Source organism: Rhizobium sp. Leaf453 (genome assembly GCF_001425605.1).
Lineage (GTDB): Bacteria > Pseudomonadota > Alphaproteobacteria > Rhizobiales > Rhizobiaceae > Pararhizobium.
The window spans coordinates 208,874-231,128 of the sequence record NZ_LMRG01000002.1 but is presented as its reverse complement, the minus strand read 5'-3'; the positions used below and the strand labels follow the sequence as shown (position 1 = coordinate 231,128).

General features: G+C 61.6%; 18 protein-coding genes and 1 pseudogene. 4 read left to right on the top strand and 15 right to left on the bottom strand.

What is annotated here, in order from left to right; genetic code table 11:
- Both ASG68_RS31120 and gfa read left to right on the top strand, forming a co-directional pair.
- Window positions 1-136 (top strand): annotated as a pseudogene (locus tag ASG68_RS31120) (S-(hydroxymethyl)glutathione dehydrogenase); the annotation flags it as partial.
- A gap of 119 nt (window positions 137-255) precedes the next feature.
- Window positions 256-828: an S-(hydroxymethyl)glutathione synthase gene (gene gfa, locus ASG68_RS05710; protein ID WP_062585359.1), complete on the top strand. Its 573-nt coding sequence runs from the start codon at window positions 256-258 to the stop codon at window positions 826-828.
- 67 nt (window positions 829-895) lie between these two features.
- Here the strand turns inward: gfa and ASG68_RS05705 are convergent, their stop codons facing one another.
- The 3 genes from ASG68_RS05705 to ASG68_RS05695 all read right to left on the bottom strand — a co-directional run bounded on the left by ASG68_RS05705 (window position 896) and on the right by ASG68_RS05695 (window position 4,576).
- Window positions 896-2,176 (bottom strand): M24 family metallopeptidase, encoded by a 1,281-nt coding sequence (locus ASG68_RS05705; protein WP_062585358.1) that lies wholly within the window; start codon window positions 2,174-2,176, stop codon window positions 896-898.
- A gap of 71 nt (window positions 2,177-2,247) precedes the next feature.
- Window positions 2,248-3,282, bottom strand: a complete 1,035-nt coding sequence (locus ASG68_RS05700) for an FAD-binding oxidoreductase (RefSeq protein ID WP_413813990.1) — start codon at window positions 3,280-3,282, stop codon at window positions 2,248-2,250.
- Window positions 3,283-3,322: 40 nt separating this feature from the next.
- The gene (locus ASG68_RS05695) at window positions 3,323-4,576 is read right to left on the bottom strand and encodes an aromatic ring-hydroxylating oxygenase subunit alpha (protein ID WP_062585356.1); all 1,254 of its coding nucleotides are present in this window, start codon (window positions 4,574-4,576) and stop codon (window positions 3,323-3,325) included.
- Between the two features lie 164 nt (window positions 4,577-4,740).
- Between ASG68_RS05695 and ASG68_RS05690 the strand changes: the two genes are divergently transcribed.
- A complete protein-coding gene (locus ASG68_RS05690) occupies window positions 4,741-5,634 on the top strand; it encodes a LysR substrate-binding domain-containing protein (protein WP_062585355.1) in 894 nt (297 codons plus the stop codon).
- Window positions 5,635-5,731: 97 nt separating this feature from the next.
- Window positions 5,732-6,361: a 5-formyltetrahydrofolate cyclo-ligase gene (locus ASG68_RS05685; RefSeq protein WP_062585352.1), complete on the top strand. Its 630-nt coding sequence runs from the start codon at window positions 5,732-5,734 to the stop codon at window positions 6,359-6,361.
- Here ASG68_RS05685 and ASG68_RS05680 read toward each other — a convergent pair.
- The 12 genes from ASG68_RS05680 to sseA all read right to left on the bottom strand — a co-directional run bounded on the left by ASG68_RS05680 (window position 6,352) and on the right by sseA (window position 22,189).
- Window positions 6,352-7,416 (bottom strand): LLM class flavin-dependent oxidoreductase, encoded by a 1,065-nt coding sequence (locus ASG68_RS05680; protein ID WP_413813989.1) that lies wholly within the window; start codon window positions 7,414-7,416, stop codon window positions 6,352-6,354. The two genes, ASG68_RS05685 and ASG68_RS05680, sit on opposite strands and share 10 nt — an antisense overlap.
- A gap of 81 nt (window positions 7,417-7,497) precedes the next feature.
- Entirely contained in the window at window positions 7,498-8,475 is a 978-nt protein-coding gene (locus ASG68_RS05675) for a ketopantoate reductase family protein (protein ID WP_062602483.1), read from the bottom strand.
- A gap of 61 nt (window positions 8,476-8,536) precedes the next feature.
- Window positions 8,537-9,718, bottom strand: coding sequence for an acyl-CoA dehydrogenase family protein (locus tag ASG68_RS05670; RefSeq protein WP_062585346.1), 1,182 nt, complete (start codon window positions 9,716-9,718; stop codon window positions 8,537-8,539).
- 96 nt (window positions 9,719-9,814) lie between these two features.
- Window positions 9,815-10,918 (bottom strand): LLM class flavin-dependent oxidoreductase, encoded by a 1,104-nt coding sequence (locus ASG68_RS05665; RefSeq protein WP_062585345.1) that lies wholly within the window; start codon window positions 10,916-10,918, stop codon window positions 9,815-9,817.
- 170 nt (window positions 10,919-11,088) lie between these two features.
- The gene (locus tag ASG68_RS05660) at window positions 11,089-12,171 is read right to left on the bottom strand and encodes an LLM class flavin-dependent oxidoreductase (RefSeq protein ID WP_062585344.1); all 1,083 of its coding nucleotides are present in this window, start codon (window positions 12,169-12,171) and stop codon (window positions 11,089-11,091) included.
- Entirely contained in the window at window positions 12,168-13,874 is a 1,707-nt protein-coding gene (locus ASG68_RS05655; protein ID WP_062585343.1) for an ABC transporter ATP-binding protein, read from the bottom strand. The genes ASG68_RS05660 and ASG68_RS05655 overlap by 4 nt, the downstream gene beginning before the upstream one ends.
- A complete protein-coding gene (locus tag ASG68_RS05650) occupies window positions 13,853-14,698 on the bottom strand; it encodes an ABC transporter permease (RefSeq protein ID WP_062585338.1) in 846 nt (281 codons plus the stop codon). The genes ASG68_RS05655 and ASG68_RS05650 overlap by 22 nt, the downstream gene beginning before the upstream one ends.
- Entirely contained in the window at window positions 14,695-15,705 is a 1,011-nt protein-coding gene (locus ASG68_RS05645; RefSeq protein WP_062585336.1) for an ABC transporter permease, read from the bottom strand. Before ASG68_RS05645 ends, ASG68_RS05650 begins: the two co-directional genes overlap by 4 nt.
- A gap of 38 nt (window positions 15,706-15,743) precedes the next feature.
- Window positions 15,744-17,396 (bottom strand): ABC transporter substrate-binding protein, encoded by a 1,653-nt coding sequence (locus ASG68_RS05640; protein WP_062609151.1) that lies wholly within the window; start codon window positions 17,394-17,396, stop codon window positions 15,744-15,746.
- 117 nt (window positions 17,397-17,513) lie between these two features.
- Complete coding sequence (locus tag ASG68_RS05635; protein WP_082478126.1) at window positions 17,514-19,916, bottom strand: molybdopterin guanine dinucleotide-containing S/N-oxide reductase; 2,403 nt, start codon at window positions 19,914-19,916, stop codon at window positions 17,514-17,516.
- 33 nt (window positions 19,917-19,949) lie between these two features.
- Window positions 19,950-21,326 carry an FAD-binding oxidoreductase gene (locus tag ASG68_RS05630; RefSeq protein ID WP_062585332.1) on the bottom strand — a complete coding sequence of 459 codons (1,377 nt, stop codon included), beginning with the start codon at window positions 21,324-21,326 and terminating at the stop codon, window positions 19,950-19,952.
- Window positions 21,323-22,189 carry a 3-mercaptopyruvate sulfurtransferase gene (sseA, locus tag ASG68_RS05625; RefSeq protein WP_062585330.1) on the bottom strand — a complete coding sequence of 289 codons (867 nt, stop codon included), beginning with the start codon at window positions 22,187-22,189 and terminating at the stop codon, window positions 21,323-21,325. Before sseA ends, ASG68_RS05630 begins: the two co-directional genes overlap by 4 nt.
- Window positions 22,190-22,255: the final 66 nt, after the last annotated feature.

Here is a 22,255-nt window from a genome sequence, read left to right as displayed (position 1 = left end):
AATCGTCGACTGGTACATGCAGGGCAAGATCCAGATCGACCCGATGATCACCCATACGATGCCGCTCGACGACATCAACAAGGGCTTCGACCTCATGCACAAGGGCGAAAGCATCAGGGGGGTGGTCATCTATTGAGATCGAACACCGAACCGCGCGCAGGCTGAAATTTCAAGGATCGTGCCGCCGGGTGGGGCCTGGCGGCGCCTGTATCATCAGCCGGGCATATTGCATCGGCGATAAAGGAGGAGAACCCCATGCCAAGCCTTGCAATACATCCATCCGTCGACAGCGGGTTCAAGGCGATAGACGCCACTTTTTCCGGCGGCACGCTCGTCTGCAATTGCGCGAGCAATCCCGTCAAGGTGCGCATCAAGGGCGACATCGCCCACAACCACGCCTGCGGTTGCACCAAGTGCTGGAAGCCGGACGGCGCCGTCTTTTCTGTTGTTGCCGTCGCACCGACCGAAAATGTCGAAGTGCTTGAGAACGGCGACAAGCTCGAAGTGGTCGATTCCGCCGCTCTCATCCAGCGTCATGCCTGCAAGGGTTGCGGCGTCCATCTCTACGGCCCAGTTGAGCGTGACCATCCGTTCAAGGGCCTGTCCTTCGTTCATCCCGAGCGTTTCCAGGAACAGGGCTGGGCCAAGCCCGGCTTTGCAGCCTTCGTCTCCTCGATCATCGAGAGCGGCTTCGACCCTGCCAAGATGGATGGCGTGCGCTCACGCTTGAAGGAACTGGGGCTCGAACCCTACGACTGCCTCAATCCCGGACTGATGGACTATATCGCCACCTGGACCGCCAAGAAGAGCGGTGTGCCTGCGGCCTGACACGTCTGCCTGAAACAGAAAGCCCGGCTCAACGGCCGGGCTTTTTTGTATCCAGACTTCCTTGGGTTCAGGCGTCTTCCCATGGGAAAGTGTCGAGGCGCACTGCGCCATCTGCCGTCACCAGCGCCTGGGTTTCCAGCTTGATGCTCTCCGATCCGTTCTCGGCGATCAGGCTTTCGACGTTCAGCACCATGCTCTCCTCGATGAGGCCGGCAAAGCCGTCATCGAAGTCCGGGTGCAGCAGGATGCCCGGCCATTCGTCGGCCATGCCCGTACCGTGCACGGCAAGCGTATAGCGGTAGGGCTGGTATTTGTCCGGAATGCGCCAGCTCTTCCTGTTGAACTCGCCAAAGGTCATACCGGGGCGAATGATCGACAGGTTGTGTTCGATCTGGTCGCGCGCGGCAGCATAGAGTTCCTTCTGCTTGCCGCTCATCGCGACATGCCCGCAGGTCCATGATCGCGACAGGTCGGCGCAATAGCCATAGGGACCTATCATGTCGGTGTCGAAGGAGATCATCTCGCCGCGCTGGATCACATAATCAGAGCATTCCTGATACCATGGATTGGTACGCCCGCCCGCCGTCAGGAGCTTGGTCTCCAGCCATTCGCCACCACTACGGGCGTTTTCGAAATGCAGTTCCGCCCAAATCTCCCGCTCGGTGCGGCCGGGCTCGGAGACCTCATACATACGGGCCATGCCGGCCTCGCAGACGCGGATCGTCCAGCGCATCAGCTCCACTTCCTCGGCGCTCTTGATGGAGCGTGCCCGCTCGGCAAGTTCCTGCCCGTCGATGAGGGTGAAGCCGCGCTTGTGCAACTCCGCCGCCGGTTGCGGCTCCAGCCGGTCGACGGCGAGGCGACCCTTTGTGCCATGGGATTTCAGGATGTCTTCGATCTCGTCCGCCCAGGCCTTCATTCGGTCTTCGACGAGATTGCCGGCGGTGAAGAAAAGGAAGGATTTGGCCGTGCGCACCTCGTCTATCCCGGGCAAGCTGTCATTGACGTGCTCTGAACCTTCGAATTCGAACATGATCGCCGGACCATCCGCAAGGACCAGCGCATAGCGCGAGGGATTGTGCATCGTCCAGATGCTCATGTTCGAGCAGTCGAAGGCATAGCGGATATTGACGGGATCGTAGAGCAGCAGGGCGGGGCAGTCCCATTCCCGCATCTTCATCCGCAAGCGCTCAAGCCGGTAGAGCCGCGCCGCGTTCAGAGTCGACAGGGGAATCGGGCTGATCAACGGCCGGTCAGCTCCTTCCGGATTGAGATAGGCCTTCTTGCGATCATCCTTGAAAACAGGCGCATCCATTCCGTGCTGCGCACGGTTGACGATTTCGAGCATCTGGCATGTCCTGAAAAGGGAGGGAATGGGCCGCGGCGCCCCATGACCAAATGGCCGGGGCGCCGTCTTCGTCAGCGGTCGATCACGAGATCGCTGAGCGGCTTGGAACAGCAGGGCAGGAACAGGCCGGCGTCGATTTCGCGCTGGCGGATGCCGCCATTGTGGTTCATATCGACCGTGCCGGAAACCAGCTTGGACTTGCAGGTGCCGCAGACGCCATTGGAACAGGAGGACGGCAGCTTGACACCTGCCTTCTTGGCGCAGGAGAGCACCGTCTGTTCGCCGGATACCTCAATCTGGCGTACCTGCTTGGCAAACGATACCTGGAAGGTCCGCGCGGTCGCTTCCTCGATGACGGGAATATCGACCTCGTCGATGACGGCGGCGTCGAAACTTTCCTCGATATAGTTCGACGGTGGCACGCCAAGCTCGGTCGCGATCGCCCGGGCGGCGGCCATGAAGGGAGCAGGGCCGCAGCACATGACGACGCGCTCGGCGACATCCGGCGCCGCGAGCTTCATGTAGTCCGGCGAGATGCGGCCAGTAAGTCCCGGCCAGGACAATTCTCCACTCACCTTTTCCGGCAGGAATTGCAGGCGCAGCCCCTTCATCCGGCTGGCGAGCACGGTCAGTTCGTTGCGGAAAACGAGATCCTTCGGCGTGCGACCGGCATGCAGGAAGACGATATCGGCAGGCTCATAGGTATCGGCAAACTCGCGCACCATCGACATGACCGGCGTGATGCCGGAGCCGCCGGAAAGGAACAGATATTTCTTCGCGTTCGGCCGGACGAAATGGCCAAGCGGACCATTGGCCTTTACCTTGGCGTTAATGGCCAGATTGTCGTGCAGCCAGTTGGAAATCCTGCCGCCTGGAACGCGTTTCACGGTCACAGAGAAGGCATTGGTCCGCCTGGGGGACGAGGAAATGCTGTAGCAGCGGCTTTCCGGTTCGCCGCCGATTTCCAGGTCGAAGAGGAAATACTGGCCGGCCTCGAAGACGAACTGCTTTCCTTCCGGCGACGCGAAGGTGAAGGTCTTCACGTCATGAGTTTCCTGGTGGATGTCGATACAGACGAGATCCTCTCCCGCATCGCGGTTCCACATTTCGCCTTGATGAAGGCGCGGGGCCGGGTTGAAGGTGCTCTTAGTATCCATGAGCACGCATCCGGTCGATGTACCACGTGGCGAACTTGTCGAGGTTCGTCTCGGAGAAGGGCGAATAGGGGCCGGGAATGTAGGCCGGGTCCTCGACGCCGGCATGCGAGCGAGCGACCAGTTCCGCATCCTGTTCAGTCGTGGCGATCCAGACATTGGTCAGCTTGTCGAGATCGTAATCGACGTCCTCGACGGCATTCTTGTGGACGAGCCATTTCGTACGCACCAGTGTCGTGTCGGGCGTGAGCGGGATGACGATCGAGACGACGGCATGGTCGCCCATGAAATGGTTCCAGCTGTTATGGCCCCACAGATGGGTATCGCCGAGATCCTTGCGCGTCATCGTACCGAGCAGTTTCGACGAAGCCGCCGTCGCATCCGGCGTTTGCGATTCACCGGCGCCGGAAATGATCAGGCGCTGGGTGCGGAAGTTTGTGCTGCAATCGACCAGTTGCTCGACGGCGGCGGACGGAAAGCCGTCGGCTTCCCAGCGCTTGGTGCGTTCCTCATAGAGCGCGAAATGCTCCTCGGCCTGCGCCCGGTCCTCGGGGCTCAGGGCATCCGGATCGAAGCCGAAGTCGAGATCGACAAAGGAGACGCAGAGTTCCGGATGGTTGGCCGAGCAATGATAGCATTCGCGGTTGTTCTCGATCGTCAGCTTCCAGTTGCCCTTCTCGACGACATCGACCTCATGGGCGACCTTCGAATTGGCGATATCATAAGGGGCGAGCCGTTCCGCCATGACCTTTTCAAGGTTTACGATATCTTCGGGTGGGTTGTCCGAGAGGCAGGCGTAGACGAGGCCGCCGATCGACTTGAACGACACCTGCTTCAGGCTGCGGCACTCCTTGTCGAAACCCTTGCCCATATGCGGCGCATAGCTCAGTTCGCCCGTCAGTTCGTAGGTCCAGGTGTGATAGGGACAGACGAGCTTGGAGACGATCGACTTGCCGGTATCGAGCAGACGCGACCCGCGATGACGACAGACATTGTGCATGACGCGGATTTCATTGTCGTCGTCGCGCAACAGGATCAGGCTGGTCTTGCCGATATCGACAACTGTCGCGTCGCCCGGCTCCGGCACGTCGCATTCGAGACCGATGCAGATCCAGTGCTTGCGAAAGAAGACGTCCAGGTCGGCCTCGAAGACGTCCTCACGGGTGTAAAGGCCGGCCGGGAGCGAATGGCCTTCGGCGCGTGCATCGAGCAGCGCCGAAATGGAGGAGGCGAACTTTTGCAGCATAATTCAATCCTCATGTCTGCGGATATCAGGAAGTGTCTGAGTGCAGGTTCGCTGATATGCGGTCATCGCTCAACGTCACAAATATGCTTGACAGACATTACCAGATGTAATGCCATGTCTTCAAATCCGCATGGCCGTTCGCGGTGTCGCAGGCAGAGGGAAACATGGCCAATCTGCGCAAGAAAATCCCGCCTTTGACGGCACTTACGGCCTTCGAGGCGGCGGCACGCCTTTCAAGTTTCACGCGCGCGGCGCTGGAACTTGGCGTTACCCAGGCTGCAGTCAGCCGGCAAATCCACCTGCTTGAGGAAGACTTCGGATTTCCGCTGTTCCTTCGACTACATCGGCGGGTCGAACTGACGGAAAAAGGAAAGGTTCTCGCCAGCGCTGCGGGAGAAGCTTTCAATCTGATTGCCGAGACGGTTGCCGATCTCAGGCTGGAAAAACCGGATGACCAACTGGTGATATCCGCGACGATTTCGTTCGCCCATTTCTGGCTGATGCCGAGGATCGGTTCGTTCTCCCAGATGCATCCCGACGTGAAACTCAGGATCATCACACAGGATTCGCGCACGAAGATCGATGACGGGGAGATCGATGTCGCGCTGCGCTACGGCACCGGCACATGGCCGGACGGGCAGGCCGAGTTCCTGTTCGATGACGAAGTCTTTCCGATCTGCAGCGCGGGATATGCCAGGGTAAATGCGCCGGTCGTTACGCCTGCGGACCTGTTGAGGCATCCGTTGATTTCGAGCGATACCGACGACCCGACTTGGACCGGCTGGGACGAATGGCTTGCAGCGCACTCGATCCAGGGCAAGGCTAAGACACGGGGAATTCACTGCAGCTTCTATACCGAGGCGATCTATGCTGCGCTCAACGGTCAGGGCGTTGCGCTGGGATGGAAGCGGCTGGTCGGCGACCTGCTCGATCAGGGCCGCCTTGTGCGCCTGACGGAAGCATCGATCAAGACGAGGGCTGGCTATTTCGTCGTCATTCCCAAGCGCAGGGCCGGTAAGAACTATGTGCAACAGTTCGTCGATTGGCTTGGCCGGTAAGCGCCTGCGATTGTATCTCCAGTCACATCCAAAGTGTTGGGGATTGGGTGTAGAATCCGGAGCAGTCGCAACGTGCCTGAGCCCCGGAGGCCTGCTGATGGACGATGATTCCCATGCTGATAAGCCGCTTTCACAGCCACTCGCCCTGCAAGGCTGGGAGGATGTGAAGTTTTGGCGCAAGGGCGAACGGGAACGTCTCATCGCGGCACGGCTTGCTAAACCAGCCGAAATCCGCGCGGTTCAGGGGCAGGCAATCGCGGCTGCCGTGCTGGCGGAGATTGGCGATATTAGGGACGGCATCGTCAGCGCCTACTGGCCGTTTCGCGCCGAGCCGGACATGCGGTCGCTGCTCGATGAGGTCAACCGGCGTGGCGGGCACACGGCTCTGCCGGTCGTACTGGAAAAAGGGCGGCCATTGGAATTCCATCTCTGGCGGTCGGGCGAGGCCCTTTCGCGCGGCGTCTGGAATATTCCGATCCCAGCGGAAAGCCGGCCATGCGTGCCGGATGTCGTGATCGCTCCGGTGGTCGGCTATGATCCCGGCTGTTATCGTCTCGGTTATGGCGGCGGGTTCTTCGACCGGACGCTGGCCTTTCTCCAGCCTCGGCCGCGCGTCATCGGCGTGGGCTATTCGGACGCGAAGATCGCAAGCATCCATCCGCAGCCACACGATATTCCGATGGATATGATCGTCGTCGAAACGGGAATCTTGCGACCTCAGCCCTGATCGGCGACTTTCGGCCGTGGTCCGCTGAAGTCCCGCAGCAGGGGCAGCAACCAGTCGCCCTGGCGTTGAATCTCCGCGAGATAGGGGGTGTCCGAAAGGATGAAATGGGTGATGCCGGCCTCGTTGTATTTGCGCAGTGACCGGGCGACATCCTGCGCTGAGCCGACCAGCCATGTCGTGCTCGCTCCGCCGCCGCCGAAACGGCCGGGTGCGGTATACAGATTGTCATCGAGCACATCGCCGCGCGCGGCGAGATCCAGAAGGCGCTGCTGTCCGGTCGCGACCATCTGGCGATGATCCTGCCAGCTTCCGGCCTTGCCCCCCGCCATCTTCACCACCTTGGCTTCCGCATCCGCCCAAGCCTGTTCGGTCGTATCGCGCACCAGAGTGGTGATCCTCAGCCCGAACTCCAGCGGCGGCAGGTTACGATCAAGCGACTTGCTCAGCGTCTCCAGCCGGTCGATGCGTTCACGCACGCCATCCAGAGGTTCGCCCCAGAAGAGCTGCACATCGGCTTCCGTGGCGGCCACATGTTCGGCCGCTGCGGAAGCGCCGCCAAAATAAAGCTTGGGGTGAGGGTCACCGTTTCGACCGTCGAACCTCGGCATAACGGTGGAATCCGATACCCGGAAATGGTTACCAGCGAAGGTAACGTTTTCTTCTGTCCAGAGACGCCGGACAAGCCGCATGAACTCCTTCGTCCGGGCGTAGCGGGTCGATTGGTCAGCCTCACGATCGCCGTAGGCGGCAAGCTCATCCCGGCCCGACACGACATTGACCCGCACCCGGCCGCCGCTCAAATGGTCGAGTGTTGCGGCTGCAGAGGCGAAATTCGCAGGGTTCCAATAACCGGGGCGAGCGGCGATTAGCGGTTCGAACGTCGTCGTGCGGGCGGCAAGCGCCGTCGCGACCGTGAATGTATCGGGGCGTCCCCATCCGGTGCCGATCAGGGCACCTTTCCATCCATGCCGTTCGATCGCCTGCGCCTGTGCCGTCAGGGTATCGAGGCTGTTGTGGTCATCGGCGGCGGTATCACCGCGATGTCCGGCCTTCATATCATTGGGAATATACCAGAGGAAATCAGGCGATGTGGTCAAGGCCGATTTCCCTTGGATGATAACTGGGCGCGTTCGTCGTCAGGCCGACCATCGGATGTCCGCAATGTCCAGCGAGCCGGGCGTCCCGCCGTCTCGTGACAGTTTCGCCGCTGCCTGCTGGAACGCAGCGTTCAACGGTACAGGCACGCCATGAAGACGTCCAAGCCGCACGACTTCACCGTTGAGATAATCGACCTCGCTCGAGGTGCCGCGCACAAAGCTCTGCCAGGTCGATTGCTGGCCGCGCTCGATGCCGCTGCCTTCGGCGACATGCCAGGCGGAAATGTCGACTGTTCGCTCGGAAGGGGCGGCTGGATCATATCCGGCGGCCTTGAGGACCGCGCGTGTTTCGTCGGCGAGTTCGGTAGCAGCTTTGGTACGGGCTTCCGCGGTCCCGGCAAAGAGTTCGACGACATTGGTGACGTTGTGGGTGAGCTTCGCGGCCTTCCAGCGGCGGATGTCGGCGCGGGCCTCGGCGAGATATCCGGCCTTTGTCAGGTCAGCGACGATCGCCGTCGCGGTGTCATCCAGACCGGTGGGATAGCGCCCGAGGGTAACGATACCGACATTCGGTGTTCCGCCGACCACGACTTCGCCAGTCACGGTGTAACGCGCCGGGACGAGAATGCTCGCTGCATAGACGCGGTCGAAACGCCGGAGCGCGATGTCCTCGGCGGCCAGACCGTTCTGCAACGTCACGAGTGGCAGTTCGGATGCAAGACCGCCGCCCTCGACGTCGCGCCAGGCCCAGAAATCGGTCGCCGCCTCGACGTCCTGTGCCTTGACGGTGAGCACGAGAACATCGTCCGGCGTGAGAGTTGGAGGTGTTGTTGTGTCGACCGCGTTGAGCGAGACCACGCGGGTTTCACCGGGGCGGCGATAGGAAAGGCCGTGACGGGTGATATGTTCGATCTGCGCGCCCCGCCCGACCAGAACATAGGGAATCTGCTGGCTTTCGAATTGTGCGGCAAGGCTTGCGCCGACGGCGCCGGCTCCGATGATGATGTAGCGTGTCATGTCCGTCTTCCGCAAAGAAAGTTGAGAGGTGGGTGGATGGGCCTGCGTCGTCAGTGTTCGGTCAGGCTGTTTTCAGGATCGGGATATCGGCCGTATAGTGTGATGCCGCGGCCTGCTCCCGGTTCCATTTGTCGAAGGCCGCGCGTCCGAGAATGGAAACGGACGTGTCTTCCTGCGGGGCGTGGACAAGTACGGCCTGGATGTCGCGGAAATGCCGCTCCAGCCCGAGGTCGGCGCCAAGGCCGGGATTGCCGAGGCCGCGAACGGCGACCTGGACCGCCTCGCGCAACTGCCGCCCAGCGGTAAGTCGAGCTCGGATCAACCGTTCGGCGTCGTTGAGACCATTCTTGAGTGCATCGAAGATGATGTCGCGGGCGCCCGAAACCAGCAGGTCGATTTCGCCCGATAGCGTCACGAAGCGTTCGGTGCGGGCAATGGGATGGCCGAGATTGGTCGGGACGCGCTCGTGCGCGAAGCGGATGAACGCCTCCTGCGCCGCCTCCGCCACGCCAAGATAGATGGCGGTCAGGGCCAGCGTCATGGAAGCATGGGCGCGGTTGTCCTGCTGGGCAACGGAGGGATCGACCAGTTCCAGAACGTTTTCCGCCGGGATCTCGACGTCGGTATATTGGACGTCATGCGAACCGGTGGCGCGCATGCCCAGGCTCTTCCAGTTTTCGATAACGTGGATGCCGGGAAGGCCGCTCGGCACGACGAAGGTTCCGACGCGGGCCGGCGTTTCGTCGGTGGTCGCCCAGACGAGGAAATGGGTGAGGCCGTGTGCGCCGGTGACGAACATCTTGCGGCCGGTGATCGACCAGCCCTTGGCCGTGCGGCGGGCCAGCGTCGCCGGCAGTCCGCCTCGGGCAGGCGATCCGAGTTCCGGTTCAACGCGGGCGGCATTGAGCAGCAGCGGCCGGTGCTTCGCTTCCGTCAGCAGCCGCTTGTAAAGATCCTCCGGCCAGTGGTTTTTGCCGGCCTGGCCGAGATGGTTGAAGATCGTCATGGCACTTATCAACGCGACTGACGGATCGCCGCGCCCCAGTGCTGCCAGAATCTGCGCGGCGTCATATAGCGTCCCGCCTCGGCCTCCGTGGCGGGACGCGACGGTGCTTTCGAGCAGGCCGCTTGCATGCACGGCATGAATGCCCGTCCAGGGAAACTGCCCGGTCCGGTCCGCTTCCGGCGCTGCTTCTGCAAGGATCCGGGTCGTGGCGTTCAGAAGGCCTGTGTCATAGGGCATGGTATTCGCGCTTTCCGATAGGCCACCAGTCTCGCGAGGGTTCGCGTGAACTGGTGGCGCTGCAGATTGTGGGGAGACCCCGGCGGGCGGCAACCTTCAGGCCGCCGACTTCTTCTTCGCCTCTTCGCGCTCCCGGATGCCTTCGCGCACCAGCGGCAGCACGTAGCGCCCGTAATCGACGGCATCGTTGAAGTTGTCGTAACCGCGGATCGAGATCAGGTCGGCGCCGAGATCGATATAGTCGAGGATGGAATCGGCAATCGTGCGGGGCGACCCCACCAACGCCGTGGTTGCGCCGCCGGCATTGGTGGCCGTGACGGTCGGATACCAGAGCGCGCGATCATGCACATCGCCACGTGAGGCGATTTCGAGAAGCCGCTGCGACCCGACATTGGCGGGGCGCGGTGCGGACAGGGGCGAGCGTCCGAGGCCCTTCTGACGGTTGTCGTTCAGCCGGTCGAGAACCTGATGCGCCTTTGCCCAGGCCAGCTCATCGGTTTCTGCGACGATCGGGCGGAAGGTCACCCAGATGCGCGGCCGGTCCGTCCGGCCCGCCTTGGCGGCTTCTGCGTAGACGCGGTCGATCTGTTGCTTGGTCTCCGCCAGCGGTTCGCCCCAGAGGCCGAAGATATCGCAGAGCGAACCGCCGATCCGGTAGGCGGCATCCGACGAGCCGCCGAGCGAAATCGGGATCGTTCCGTGTGTTGGACGCACGGCGCTACGGAACTGCTTGAACTGATAATATTTCCCGTCGAAATCGAAGGGTTCCTTCGATGTCCAGGCGAGACGCAGGATACGGATGTATTCCTCCTGCCGCTCGTAGCGCTCTTCCTTGTTGAGGAAATCGCCTTCGCGCGCCTGCTCCTCGTCGCTACCCCCGGCGATGAAGTGGACGACGACACGGCCGCCGCTTAGCTGATCGAGCGTTGCGAGCGATTTGGCCGCCACCGTTGGATAGACGGTGTTCGGGCGGAGTGCGACGATGATCTTGATATTTTTCGTGTGCGCCAGAACGGTGGCGCCGAGCGTAAAGGGGTCGAAGGACGAGGAGGAGTAGGGGATCAGCGTGTAGTTGAAGCCATAATCGTCCAGCGCGCGGGCATAACGCTCCAGATAACGGGGATCCACAGGCGCGTCTGGCAGGGGTTGCAGGTCGTTCGACGCATTGGGGAAACTGACGCTGATGAATTCCGCTGGCATGGGAGCTCCTGTTTTTATCGAAGAATGAGGTCAGGGTAGGGTGTCGGGGGGTGACGAGGAAGACAGGTCATTCTTTTTCTATAGAAATAGTAGAAAATATTCCTTCGCCTTACGCTTTGAATGGTCTTGGGCGACGCCTGCGTCATCGTGGCGATGCAGTTTGGAAGCCTTCAAAAGGATGCCGACCAGCCGAGAGCAGGTGCAACGGTCTCAGCCAGATCCCGCAACAGGCGCTCACTTTCCGAAAGGCCGAATGCGGGCGGAAGGAACAGAACGACTTCATCCGCAGCAGCAAGGCCTGCATCGTTGAAGACAGCCTCGATCACCTGATCGGGCGTGCCTTGGAAGACCGGTGAAATCTGGGCTCCGGCGGGTTGGGCGGGTGGAGCCAGTGCACCCTTTGGGCGGGACGCCGCGATGCCGAGCGTCCGGCGCTCCAGATCATAGGCGGCATATTTTTCCCGAAGCTCGGCGGTCGTGCCGACCAGGATCGAGGCGGCAACGGCCACCGGCGGCGGCTCCGTGTTCCAGAGCCTGCGCCAGGTGCTGCGATAGGCTTCGATGATGCGGGCCTGGTATTCTCCGAAGCTTTCACCCTCGGCCTGATCGTGCTGCACCGTGCCGGAGATCAGCCCGATCCCGAGTTCGGCGGCCTGTATCGCCGAGCTGAGGCTGGCTGAACCCTGACGAATCCGCGAACGCAGTGTTGGGCTGTGCGGCGTCACGCGCAGTTCGGCACCTTGCGGCGCACCTTGGCCAGGTTGAGTGACTGTGTGCAGGATATCGCCCGAGATGGCCGCGAGGAACCGCGCCTGACGACGCTTGGCTTCCGTTCGGGCATCGGTATCGACCGTGCCGAAGACGGCGTCGAAGGCTGCATTGGCGCCGGTCGAGATGGCAAGCTCGAGCCTGCCGTCGATCAACAAATCCGTCGTGCCGGCGGCCTCCGCAAGCAGGATCGGGTCTTGGTAACGCATGGGGATGACGGCCGAGCCGAGCGTGATGTGCTTCGTGTGCTGACCGGCGGCGGCGAAGAAGGGGAGCGGTGAGGAAAGATAATGGTCGAAATGACGCTGATAGGCCCAGCCGGATTGATAGCCCAACTGTTCGGCCGTCCTGAACAGTTCGATACCGTCGCGCAATCCCTGTACCGGCCCGGCATCGTCGTTGAATGAAACGCGCGTGTTGAAACCGAGCCGCTTTTTCGGGCGGAAGGGCAGGGGCTGCGTGCTGGCGGGGGATGATATCGTCATGCGATCTGTTCCTGATGGACGGCACGGCGGATTTGCGGCCTCGGTGCATGAGCGGCCGGAGCGGCGCCGGATGGGATCGATTTCAGCAGGGAGGCCGTATAGGGCTCTTGCGGATCGTCGAAGATATCGCGGACAGCTCCCTGTTCGACGACGCGTCCGCGATGCATGACCGAAACGGTATGTGCGAGCTGCCTGACCAGCGCCAGGTCATGGGAGACGAAGAGGTATGTCAGCCCCAGATTGGCCTGTAGCGACAGCAGGACTTCGACAATATCCGCCTGGACGCTGACATCGAGGGCCGAGGTCGGCTCGTCGAGCACGATCACGTCGGGTTTCAGGACCAACGCGCGGGCGATCGCCACGCGCTGGCGCTGACCGCCGGAGAGCGCATCCGGTTGCCGGGAAAGCAGATGGTCGCAAAGCCCGACATTGGCAAGCGCCTCGCGGACACGTTCATTTCGTTCGTCTCGCGTTCCGATCTTGAAGCGGTCGAGCGGTTCGCGGACCAGTTTTTCGACCGTCCAGGTTGGATCGAGTGAAGTGAACGGGTTCTGGTAGACGAGCTGGAGATGCCGCCAGACAAAGCGCAGGGATTCAAGCGAACGCCCGTTGACCTGCTCGCCGGCAATTTCGATTTTCCCGGTGTCGGGCTGTTCCAGCCCAAGCAGAAGCCGGATTGCCGTCGTCTTGCCGGACCCGGATTCGCCGACCAGGGCATGTGTCGTTCCGGCTGCAACGGCAAAGGATATGTCGTTGACTGCGGTCACGGCCTTGCCATCGACAGAGAAGGTCTTAGTGACTGCGCGGACCTCGATCTTGGGTGTTTTTGTGATATCCGCCTTGAGCAAGCGAAGATCAGGGTCCCGCAGCCGGGCGTATCGATCGGGATTGAGCGCCGGAACATCGGCGTGCAGTTTCCTCGCGTAGGCGGATGTGGGGGAAGAGAAAACAGTTGCCGTGCTTCCGGCTTCCTGGATGGCGCCGTCCTTGAGCACTACCAACGAATCCGCCCGTTCCGCCGCAATCGCCAGATCATGGGTGATGAGCAAAAGGCTGATGTCCAGCTCCTGCTGCAGCTTAGAGAGCAGGTCGAGGATTCGCTTCTGGATCGTGACATCCAGCGCCGAGGTCGGCTCGTCAGCGACCAGCAGCGACGGTCTCGGCAGAACGGCGAGACCGATCAGCACGCGCTGCAGCATGCCGCCGGACAGCTGGTGCGGATAGGAATCATAGACCCGCTGCGGATTGTCTAGTCCGACCTGGGCGAAGGTCTCCAGAATGAGTGCCTTGCGGATCGCTGCATTGGGCTCGTTGAGCAGCGCTGCCGCTTCCTGTGCCTGGGAGCCGATCGTCCGGACGGGATTGAGCGAGTTGCCGGGATCCTGCGGTACGAAACCGATGGCGCGTCCTCGCAGCGGCCGGAAATGCCGTTCCGGCAGACCGAGCACGTCCCGGCCATCGAAATCGACGCGGCCAGATGCATGTCCCTTGCCGGGCAGCAGACGAAGGATCGCTCGTGCGATCGTCGATTTGCCGGAGCCGGACTCGCCGATCAGCGCGAGGCTCTTGCCTCGGTTCAAGCGGAAACCGACATCACGAACGACTTGCTGTGGGCCGTAGGAGACGTTGAGATTTTCAACCTGCAACAGCAGGGGCGTGTGCGGCAGTTTCAAAGGGGCAGTCAGTCGGTCTTGCGGAGCCATCGGCTGATCCTGTTCACTGAGAGGACGGTCGCGATTGTGACGAAGGCGGGGGCATAAACGAGCCAAGGCCATTTGAGGTAATCCTTGCCGATCGAGATCAGCAGACCCCAGTCGGAAGCAGGCGGCGGATCGCCATAGCCGAGGAAGGCAAGGCTGGCGATCACCAGGATCGAGTCGCCGAAATGCAGCACGGCAAGCGGCAGGACCGAGCGGGAGGCATTCGGCAGGACATGCCGCCAGAGGATGTGCCAGCGCGATCCGCCTGCAAGATAGGCCGCCTCGACAAACGTCGCCTGCCGGGTCTTGATCACCTCCGAGCGCATGACGCGGGCAAAGACGGCGACGGCCGAAACGCCGGTGGCGATGGCGGCATTGGTCGTGTCGAAGCCGATCGCGGTAACGACGATGACGGCCAGCAGGAATTTCGGAATGGCGAGCAGTACATCGACCAGCCGGGCAAGCGTGGTATCGACCCAGCCCCCGAGAAAGCCGGAGAGCAGGCCGATGAGACCGCCCGCGAAGACACCGATGAGCACGGCGATCAATGCGCTCGAAACCGAAGAGGCGGTGCCGTAGACGACGCGGGTATAGAGGTCGCGACCCAGATGATCGGTGCCGAACCAGTATTGCAGGCTAGGCCCCAGCAGCTTGTGGGCGGGAACCCCGTTGACCGGATCATGGCTGGTGAAGAGCCCCGGTGCGAGCGACCATGCAATTGCCATTGCGACAATGAGGAACGAGAGCGCAACGGTGAACGGCAGCCGGTCGGACGTGAGCCGGCTCCAGAATGAGAGGCGAGTGGAGTTATAGGTAGCGAAGGTCATGAGGTCACCGCCGTAGGAATGCCCGAGGAGTTGTCATCCGCAGTGACGGGACGGCGCTGTGGAGTGCCAAGCAGCTTCACGCGCGGATCGAGCAGGGGATAGACGAGATCGGCGATCAGGTTGACGACGACGAAGACCACTGCTGCCAGGGAGACGACCGCCTGCAGGACGGGCAGGTCTTGGGTGCTGACGGAGCGTTGCACCAGGCTGCCGATACCGGTGCGGCCGAACACCGTTTCGGTAATCAGTGAGCCGCCAAGCAATTCACCGATGGTGAGCGCGATGACGGTCACGACCGGAAGCGACGAGGGCTTGAGCAGGTGGCGGGCAAAGAGGCGCGCCTTGCTGAGGCCTCGACTGCGGGCGACGGCGGCATATTCCTGGTCGGCCTCATGGTCGAGATTGGCGATCAGCACTTCGGCGATCTGGGCGGAGATCGGGATACCCAGAGCGATCGCCGCGAAGAAGGTCGCCCAGAAGCTGTCGGGTTCGATGACGCGGAAGATGCCGAGTTGAAAGCCGAAGATGTGGATCAGCACCAGGCCGATGACAAAATTGGGCACGGACAGGAACAGCGACGGGAAGCCGCGCAGCAGGCCCTGCCCATAGCGTTTGGGCAGGAACCGGGTTCCGTAGGCGATCACCACCGCCAGAACCAGGGCCACGAGCAGGCCGGAAGCCGCGAGGATCAGCGTCGAGGGCAGAACCTCGCCGATGAGCGTTGCGACGGGCCGATGCGACCGCATGGAAATGCCGAGGTCACCCGTCAGGAAGGCTGATAGAGACGACCAGAGCTGAACCAGAACCGGCCTGTCCAACCCCTGTGCGGCAATGATCTCGGCGATCTCTTCTTCGCTGAAGCCGCTCTGCGGATTGCGCAGAACGTTGGTGATCGGGTCGCCCGGCAGGATGCTGACGACCACGAAAGTGAGGACGTAAGCCAGCAGGATCACGACGACTGCCTGGAAAAGACGCTTTGCGGCATAGGCTCGGTAGGCGCTGTTCATGCCGGATACCTCCTTACTTTCTTCGGGTGCATTCCGGCTTATTCGCTCTTCCAGGCGGTGTAATAGCTGGCATACCCGATGCCGTTATAGGTCACGTTTTTCAGCTTGGGCGACTGGACGTAGATGCGCTGGACGATCTGCGTACGCGGGATGAAGTAGCCCTGCTCAAGAATGTATTTCTGCAATTCATCCAGGAGCGGCGCGCGGGCATCGATCGAGGCAGCGCCGGCGATCTTGTCGCGCAATTCGTTCAGCTTGGCGTCGCGCTCATCAAGGGCAAACCAGTTCTCGCCATTGTTGGCATTGGTCAGGATACCGGCGACGGTGCCGGCGTCGATGAAGCTGCGGGTCACCTCATAGGCCGGGATCGCCGGGCCGCCATACTTCACCTTTTCGCCGAAGGTCACGACGTCATAGGCCTGGATATTGACCTTCCAGCCGATCTTGCCGAGTTGCTGGGCGATGAGTTCATCTACCGACTTGGATGTCGCGAGATAGGGGTTGGAATGAAGCGTCAAGGTCAGAGCTTTGCCGTCCTTGGTGCGGATGCCGTCGGCACCCTTGACCCATCCATCCTCGTCGAGAAGCTTTTCGGATTTTTCGGGATTGTAGGCCAGAAGGTCGCTGTGGTCTGTTGCGCCCGGCACGTTGCTCTGGATGAACGAGGTCGCGAGCTTCCAGTCCGGTGTATAGACGGTGTCGATGATTTCCTGGCGGTTGATGCCGGATTGGAGGGCCTGGCGGACCTTTACGTCGTCGTAGGGCGCCAGCTTGGTGTTGATCGCCAGGCCGTTGACGAAGCCGAGATAGCGTGGTGTCGCGACGGTGAAGCCGTCGTCCTGCAGGGTCACGAGTTCCTGGGGCGAAGCGTTATAGGCCACGTCAGCCTGTTCGGACTGAACCGATGCGACGCGCAGTGACGGTTCGGAGACCAGCTTGTAGGTGATGGAATCGAGATGGGCCGGGCCGGTCTGGCCGACAGCCGCAGGACCCCAGTTGTAATCCTTGCGCTTCACCAGCTTGACGAAATCGCCTTCCTTCCAGGACTCGACCACATAGGGGCCACTGCCGGAGGTCTTGCTGAGATCGGCCTGATCGGTAGCCGGCTGCGCGAGCGTCTTGGGAGAAATGAGGATCGAGCCGTGATAACCGAGCGTCGGAATCAAGCCGAGGGTGGGCTTCTTAAAGATGACCTTCACAGTGGTCGCATCGACCGCTTCGGCATGGTCGTAGGTTTTCGGGAAGAGGCCGATCGGGTTGATACCTTCCTTCTTGCGGCCGGCATACCAGATGTCGAGATTGGCGACCACGGCGGACGCGTCGACGGGCGTGCCATCTGAGAAGGTGACGCCGCTCTTCAGGTGCAGGGTGAATTCGGTGGCCGTGTCGTTCTGTTCCCAACGCTCGGCAATCCAGGGGCTCACCTTGCCGTCGGCATCCACGTAAAGAAGCTTGTCGGTCACATGGCCCCAGATATGACCCTGAAAGCTGGAAATCGCGCTGTTGTTGGGTATCCAGGTGTCGCCGAGGGAATCGATCAGGAAGGTGATGTCTCCGCCTTCGACCGGCGTGTCGGCGCTGAAGGCCGGTGATGGCTGCATCGTTGTGACCAGAGCCGCAAAGGCCAGCGCCGAGGTGGCTGTCAGCAGACGGCGACGGGAAAGCGAGGAGAAAAAGAGACGGTCGATCATGATGCGGTCCTGTTGGTTGTCGTGCTGATCATGATGCAAAGACTAAAGCTGGACGGCGCTATCGAGAAAGACTGGTTGTTCTTTTTCTACTAAATTTATGGATTATTTTCTCCGATTTCAGAGCGTGGTGAGGTCAGCTTTTCCGGGTGGATGATTTTGCCGTCGCTGAAGCTTCCGCGTGCAGTCGTCGCCGACGTCGTTATCGGCGGGTAGCTTCCGGCCAGGCATGGCGCTGTCTGCGAATGTCATCTCCTCAAGAATCCGCACGGCTGGAACATCGCCTGCGAACCGCTCGATCTCCGCCCGTGTCAGTTGGCCCGTACAGGCCTGCGCGAGCTGGGATGTGCCGATATCGCGGGTAAGGATGTTCGGATTTCCGTGCAGGCACATGGCCTTGTCGGCGTTTTTGTCGTGCGGTTCGAACCATGCCCCTGTCGCAAGCTGCATGACGCCCTTGCGGACGTCGTCGCTGATGATAGCGGCTGCGAGGCAGCTGCCACGGGCATTGAACAGCCTGACGATATCGCCGTTTGAAATGCCGCGTGCAGCGGCGTCGGCTGGGTGTATGCGAACCGGCTCGCGGTCCTTGATCTTGGCTGAGCGGCTGAACGCGCCGTAATCCAGCTGGCTGTGCAGTCGCTGGTATGGCTGGTTGCAGACAAGATGCAGGGGATATTGGCTGGCATCCGCGGATCTCTGTGCATACCAGCGCGGATGACCACGGCAGTCGTCATAGCCGAAGCGGTCGACCGTCTCGGAAAAAATCTCGATCTTTCCGGACGGTGTCGGGAGTGCCTCCGCCACCGGATTGTCGCGGAAGGCGCGCGCCGGTCCGCCATCGTCGGGCTCCAGCGGCAGCAGCAATTCGCCGCGCACCCAGAAATCCTCGAAATCAGGCGCTTCGTGACCGCCGGCTGCCAGCGCTTCTCGCGTCGGCTCATAGAGATGAGACAGCCATTCCCGGCTTGTCCGGTTCTCGGTGAAGGCTTCGAACGTGCCCAGACGGCGGGCGATGTGGGCGAAAATCTCGTAGTCGTCCCGCGCTTCGCCGACCGGCTCGATCAATTTCTTCATCGCTACCATCAGCGGATCGCCCTGTGCCGCGCCGATATCGTCACGCTCAAGCGTCGTCGTCGCCGGCAGGACGATGTCCGCGTGGCGGGCGGATGAGGTCCAGGCCGTTTCGTGGACGATGATGGTTTCCGGCCTCTTGAACGCTTCCCGCAACCGGTTGATATCCTGATGGTGATGAAACGGGTTGCCGCCCGCCCAATAGACCAGCCGAATGTCTGGATAGTGCAGTGTCTGGCCATTGTAATTGAAAGCCTCGCCCGGATGGAGAAGAAGATCGGCGATGCGGGCGACCGGAATAAAATCCGGAACGGGGTTCCTGAACTGTCCAAGGGTTGGGAGCCGGACGGACAATTGCCGTTTGCCGGTATTGCCGAGCGCGCCCAGAGAATAGGAATAGCCACCGCCATCCAGCCCGATCTGACCGAGCATCGCCGCCAGCACGATGCCCATCCAGACCGGTTGCTCGCCATGATCGGCCCGCTGCAGCGAATGGCTGACGGTGACCAGCGTTCGGGAATTCGCCATGGTCCGTGCCAGTTGCCGGATGGTCCCGGCATCGATGCCGCAGATGCCGGCCGCCCATTCAGAGCTCTTCGCGATGCCATCGGTCCGGCCGAGCAGATAGTCCTCGAAACGTTCGTAGCCGACGGTGTAACGATCGAGGAAGGCCCGGTCATGCCGTCCGTCCATGACCAGTGTATGCGCCAGGCCCAGCATCAGCGCGACATCGGTGCCGGGCTCGATCGGCAGCCATTCCGCATTTGCCTCAGGCGGAAAATCATCGCGGAGCGGGCCGACCAGAATGAAGAGCGCACCGCGTTCGCTGGCGCCCTTCAGCCTGTCACGAACGATGTGCTGACTGTTGCCGCCGCCATGCACATCGGCATTCTTGATCGCCATGCCACCGAAGGCGACGACCAGTTCGCTGCTGCGCTCGATCGCGTCCCAGGTGACGCTTTTGCGTTCGAAATGATCGTATGGTCCCAGCACATGCGGAATGATGACCATAGCTGCGCCGGAACTGTACGTGTTGACCGAGCGCACATAGCCGCCGAGCAGGTTCAGGAAACGGTGAACCTGGCTTTGCGCATGGTGAAACCGTCCCGCGCTTGCCCAACCATAGGAGCCGCCGAACACGGCTGTGGGACCGAACGTTCCGTATACGCGCTGAAGTTCCCTGGCGACAAGGTCCGAGGCCTCCTCCCAACTCACCTCGACAAATTCATCGGCGCCACGGTTTTTGGCATGACCGGGTCTGCCTTCCAGCCAGCCGCGCCGGATGGCGGGATGCCGGATGCGGACCGGGCTGTCGGCAATCGCCGGCAGGTTGCCGAGCAGAGGCGACGGGTTCGGATCATGCGGATGCGGGCGGATTTCGAGCTTGCCATCCCGGTAGCGGCCGGAAAACGCGCCCCAATGGGAGCTGTGGCTTTTGAACGATGTCATGGCGTTAGCTCTCAGTGGCAATTTAGACAGATGCTATTCGGGCAGGATCTTGCCCGGGTTCATGATGCCCTTCGGGTCGATAGCACTCTTGATGACTGCCATGAGATCGACGGCATCGCCGTGTTCCTGGCGCAGATAGGCGATCTTGCCCGTGCCGACGCCGTGTTCGCCCGTGCATGTGCCACCGACCGAAATGGCGTATTGAACCATCTTCTTGTTGATCGCGGCAACCTCGTCGCGTTCCGCTTGGTTATCCGGATCGATGGCGAAGACGACGTGATAGTTGCCATCGCCGACATGGCCGAGAATGGCTGCGGGAACGCTGCAATTGTGCAGGAGTTCGCGTGTCCTGATGATGCAGCCGCTGAGTTTCGAGACGGGGACGCAGACATCGGAAGACCAGCCCCTGGCATTCGGCCGCTGCGACACGACGGCATAGAATGCGTTGTGGCGGGCCTTCCATAGCCGGTTGCGATCCTCGGGCGCATTGGCCCATTCGAAATCCTTGCCGCCATTGTCTTCGACGATGGCGGAGACCATCTCGACCTGCTCCTGTACACCGGCGGGAGAGCCATGGAATTCGAAGGCGAGCGTGTCCTCGATTTTCAGCGACAGGTTGGAATAGGCGTTGACGGCCTGGATGAGCCCGCGATCCATCAGTTCCATGCGGGCAACCGGGATGCCGAGTTGCACGACAGCAATCGCCGCCTTCACGGCCTGTTCGACACTTTCGAACGAGCAGAGCGCCGCCGAAATCGTCTCGGGAATGCCATAGAGCTTCACCGTCACTTCGGTAATGATGCCGAGCGTGCCCTCGGAGCCGACGAACAGCCGGGTCAGGTCATAACCGGCCGATGACTTTCGCGCCCGGCCACCGGTGCGGATGATCTGGCCGGTCGGCAGAACCACGGTCAGGGACAGGACGTTTTCCCGCATTGTGCCGTAGCGCACGGCGTTCGTTCCGGAGGCCCGCGTCGACGCCATGCCGCCAAGCGAGGCGTTGGCGCCGGGATCGATGGGGAAGAAAAGGCCGGAGTCGCGTAGATAGGTGTTGAGCTGTTCGCGCGTGACGCCGGCTTCCACCGTGCAATCGAGATCGTCTGCGCTGACACGTATGATCCGGGACATGCGCGAAAGGTCGATGGAAATACCGCCCCTCACGGCCGAAAGGTGGCCTTCCAGCGAGGTGCCGGCGCCATAGGCGATGACCGGTACGTCCTCGGCGGCACAAAGCCGAACAATTTCGGCGACTTCCTCGGTGCTTTCCGCAAAGATGACCGCATCCGGAATTGCCGGCGTGTGATGGGACTCACCACGACCATGCTGTTCGCGCGCCGCTTGCGAGATGGAAAAGCGATCTGCGAAACGGCTAAGAAGCGTTTCGCTCAGGTTGGCCGGCAGTGAGCTCATGGCTTGCCGGTGCCCGTCTCGACCGGCGTATCCCCCGGCTGGCCCCATTCCGTCCAGGCGCCATCATAGATCGCAACATCGTCCTTGCCGGCCAGATGCAGCGCGAAGGTCAATGCGGCGGCGGTGACGCCTGACCCGCAACTGGCGATGACCGGCTTCGAGAGGTCGAGGCCCGCCTTTTCGAACGCCGTGCGGATCTCGTCCGTGCCGATGACTTCGCCCGTCGCCGGATTGGTCAAGGCGTTGAACGGCAGGTTCAGGCTGCCGGGGATATGACCCGATCTCAGCCCCGGTCGTGCTTCCTTCTCTTCTGCCGTGAACCGGCCAACCGAGCGGGCGTCGATAACCTGTTCGGCGTGGCTTTCCAGATTGTCGAGAACCTGTGCCTTCGAACGAACGGCACTGGGATCGAATTTCGCCTGGAAGATGGCGCCGGCGAGCGGCGGTGTTTCGGTCGTCACAGGGCGGCCCTCGGCGAGCCATTTCTTCAGCCCTCCGTCCAGGATCGCAACGTTGTCGTGGCCGAAGACGCGCAGGGTCCACCAGACCCGCCCCGCCGACATCAGGCCGGGCGTGTCATAGACCACGACGACACTGTCGTTCGAGATACCCAAGTCTGAGGCATGACGCTCGAAATCCTCGGCAGACGGCAGCATGTGCGGCAGCGACGAGCTGTGATCGGCGACCGCGTCGATGTCGAAGAAGCGCGCGCTGGGAATGTGGCGAGCCGCAAAATCCTCGGCGGCGATCGGCATCACGCCGGGCAGCTTGAACGACCCATCGAGAATGACGAGATTGGGGTGATCGAGATGCGCCGCCAGCCATTGCGTGGTGACGAGCGAGCCCGGCAGGGAAAGGGACATGAAAGGCTCCGGAATTGGTCTGGAGAAATGGTTCGCATGGGCGCAGCCTAAAGGCCGCGCCGCGCT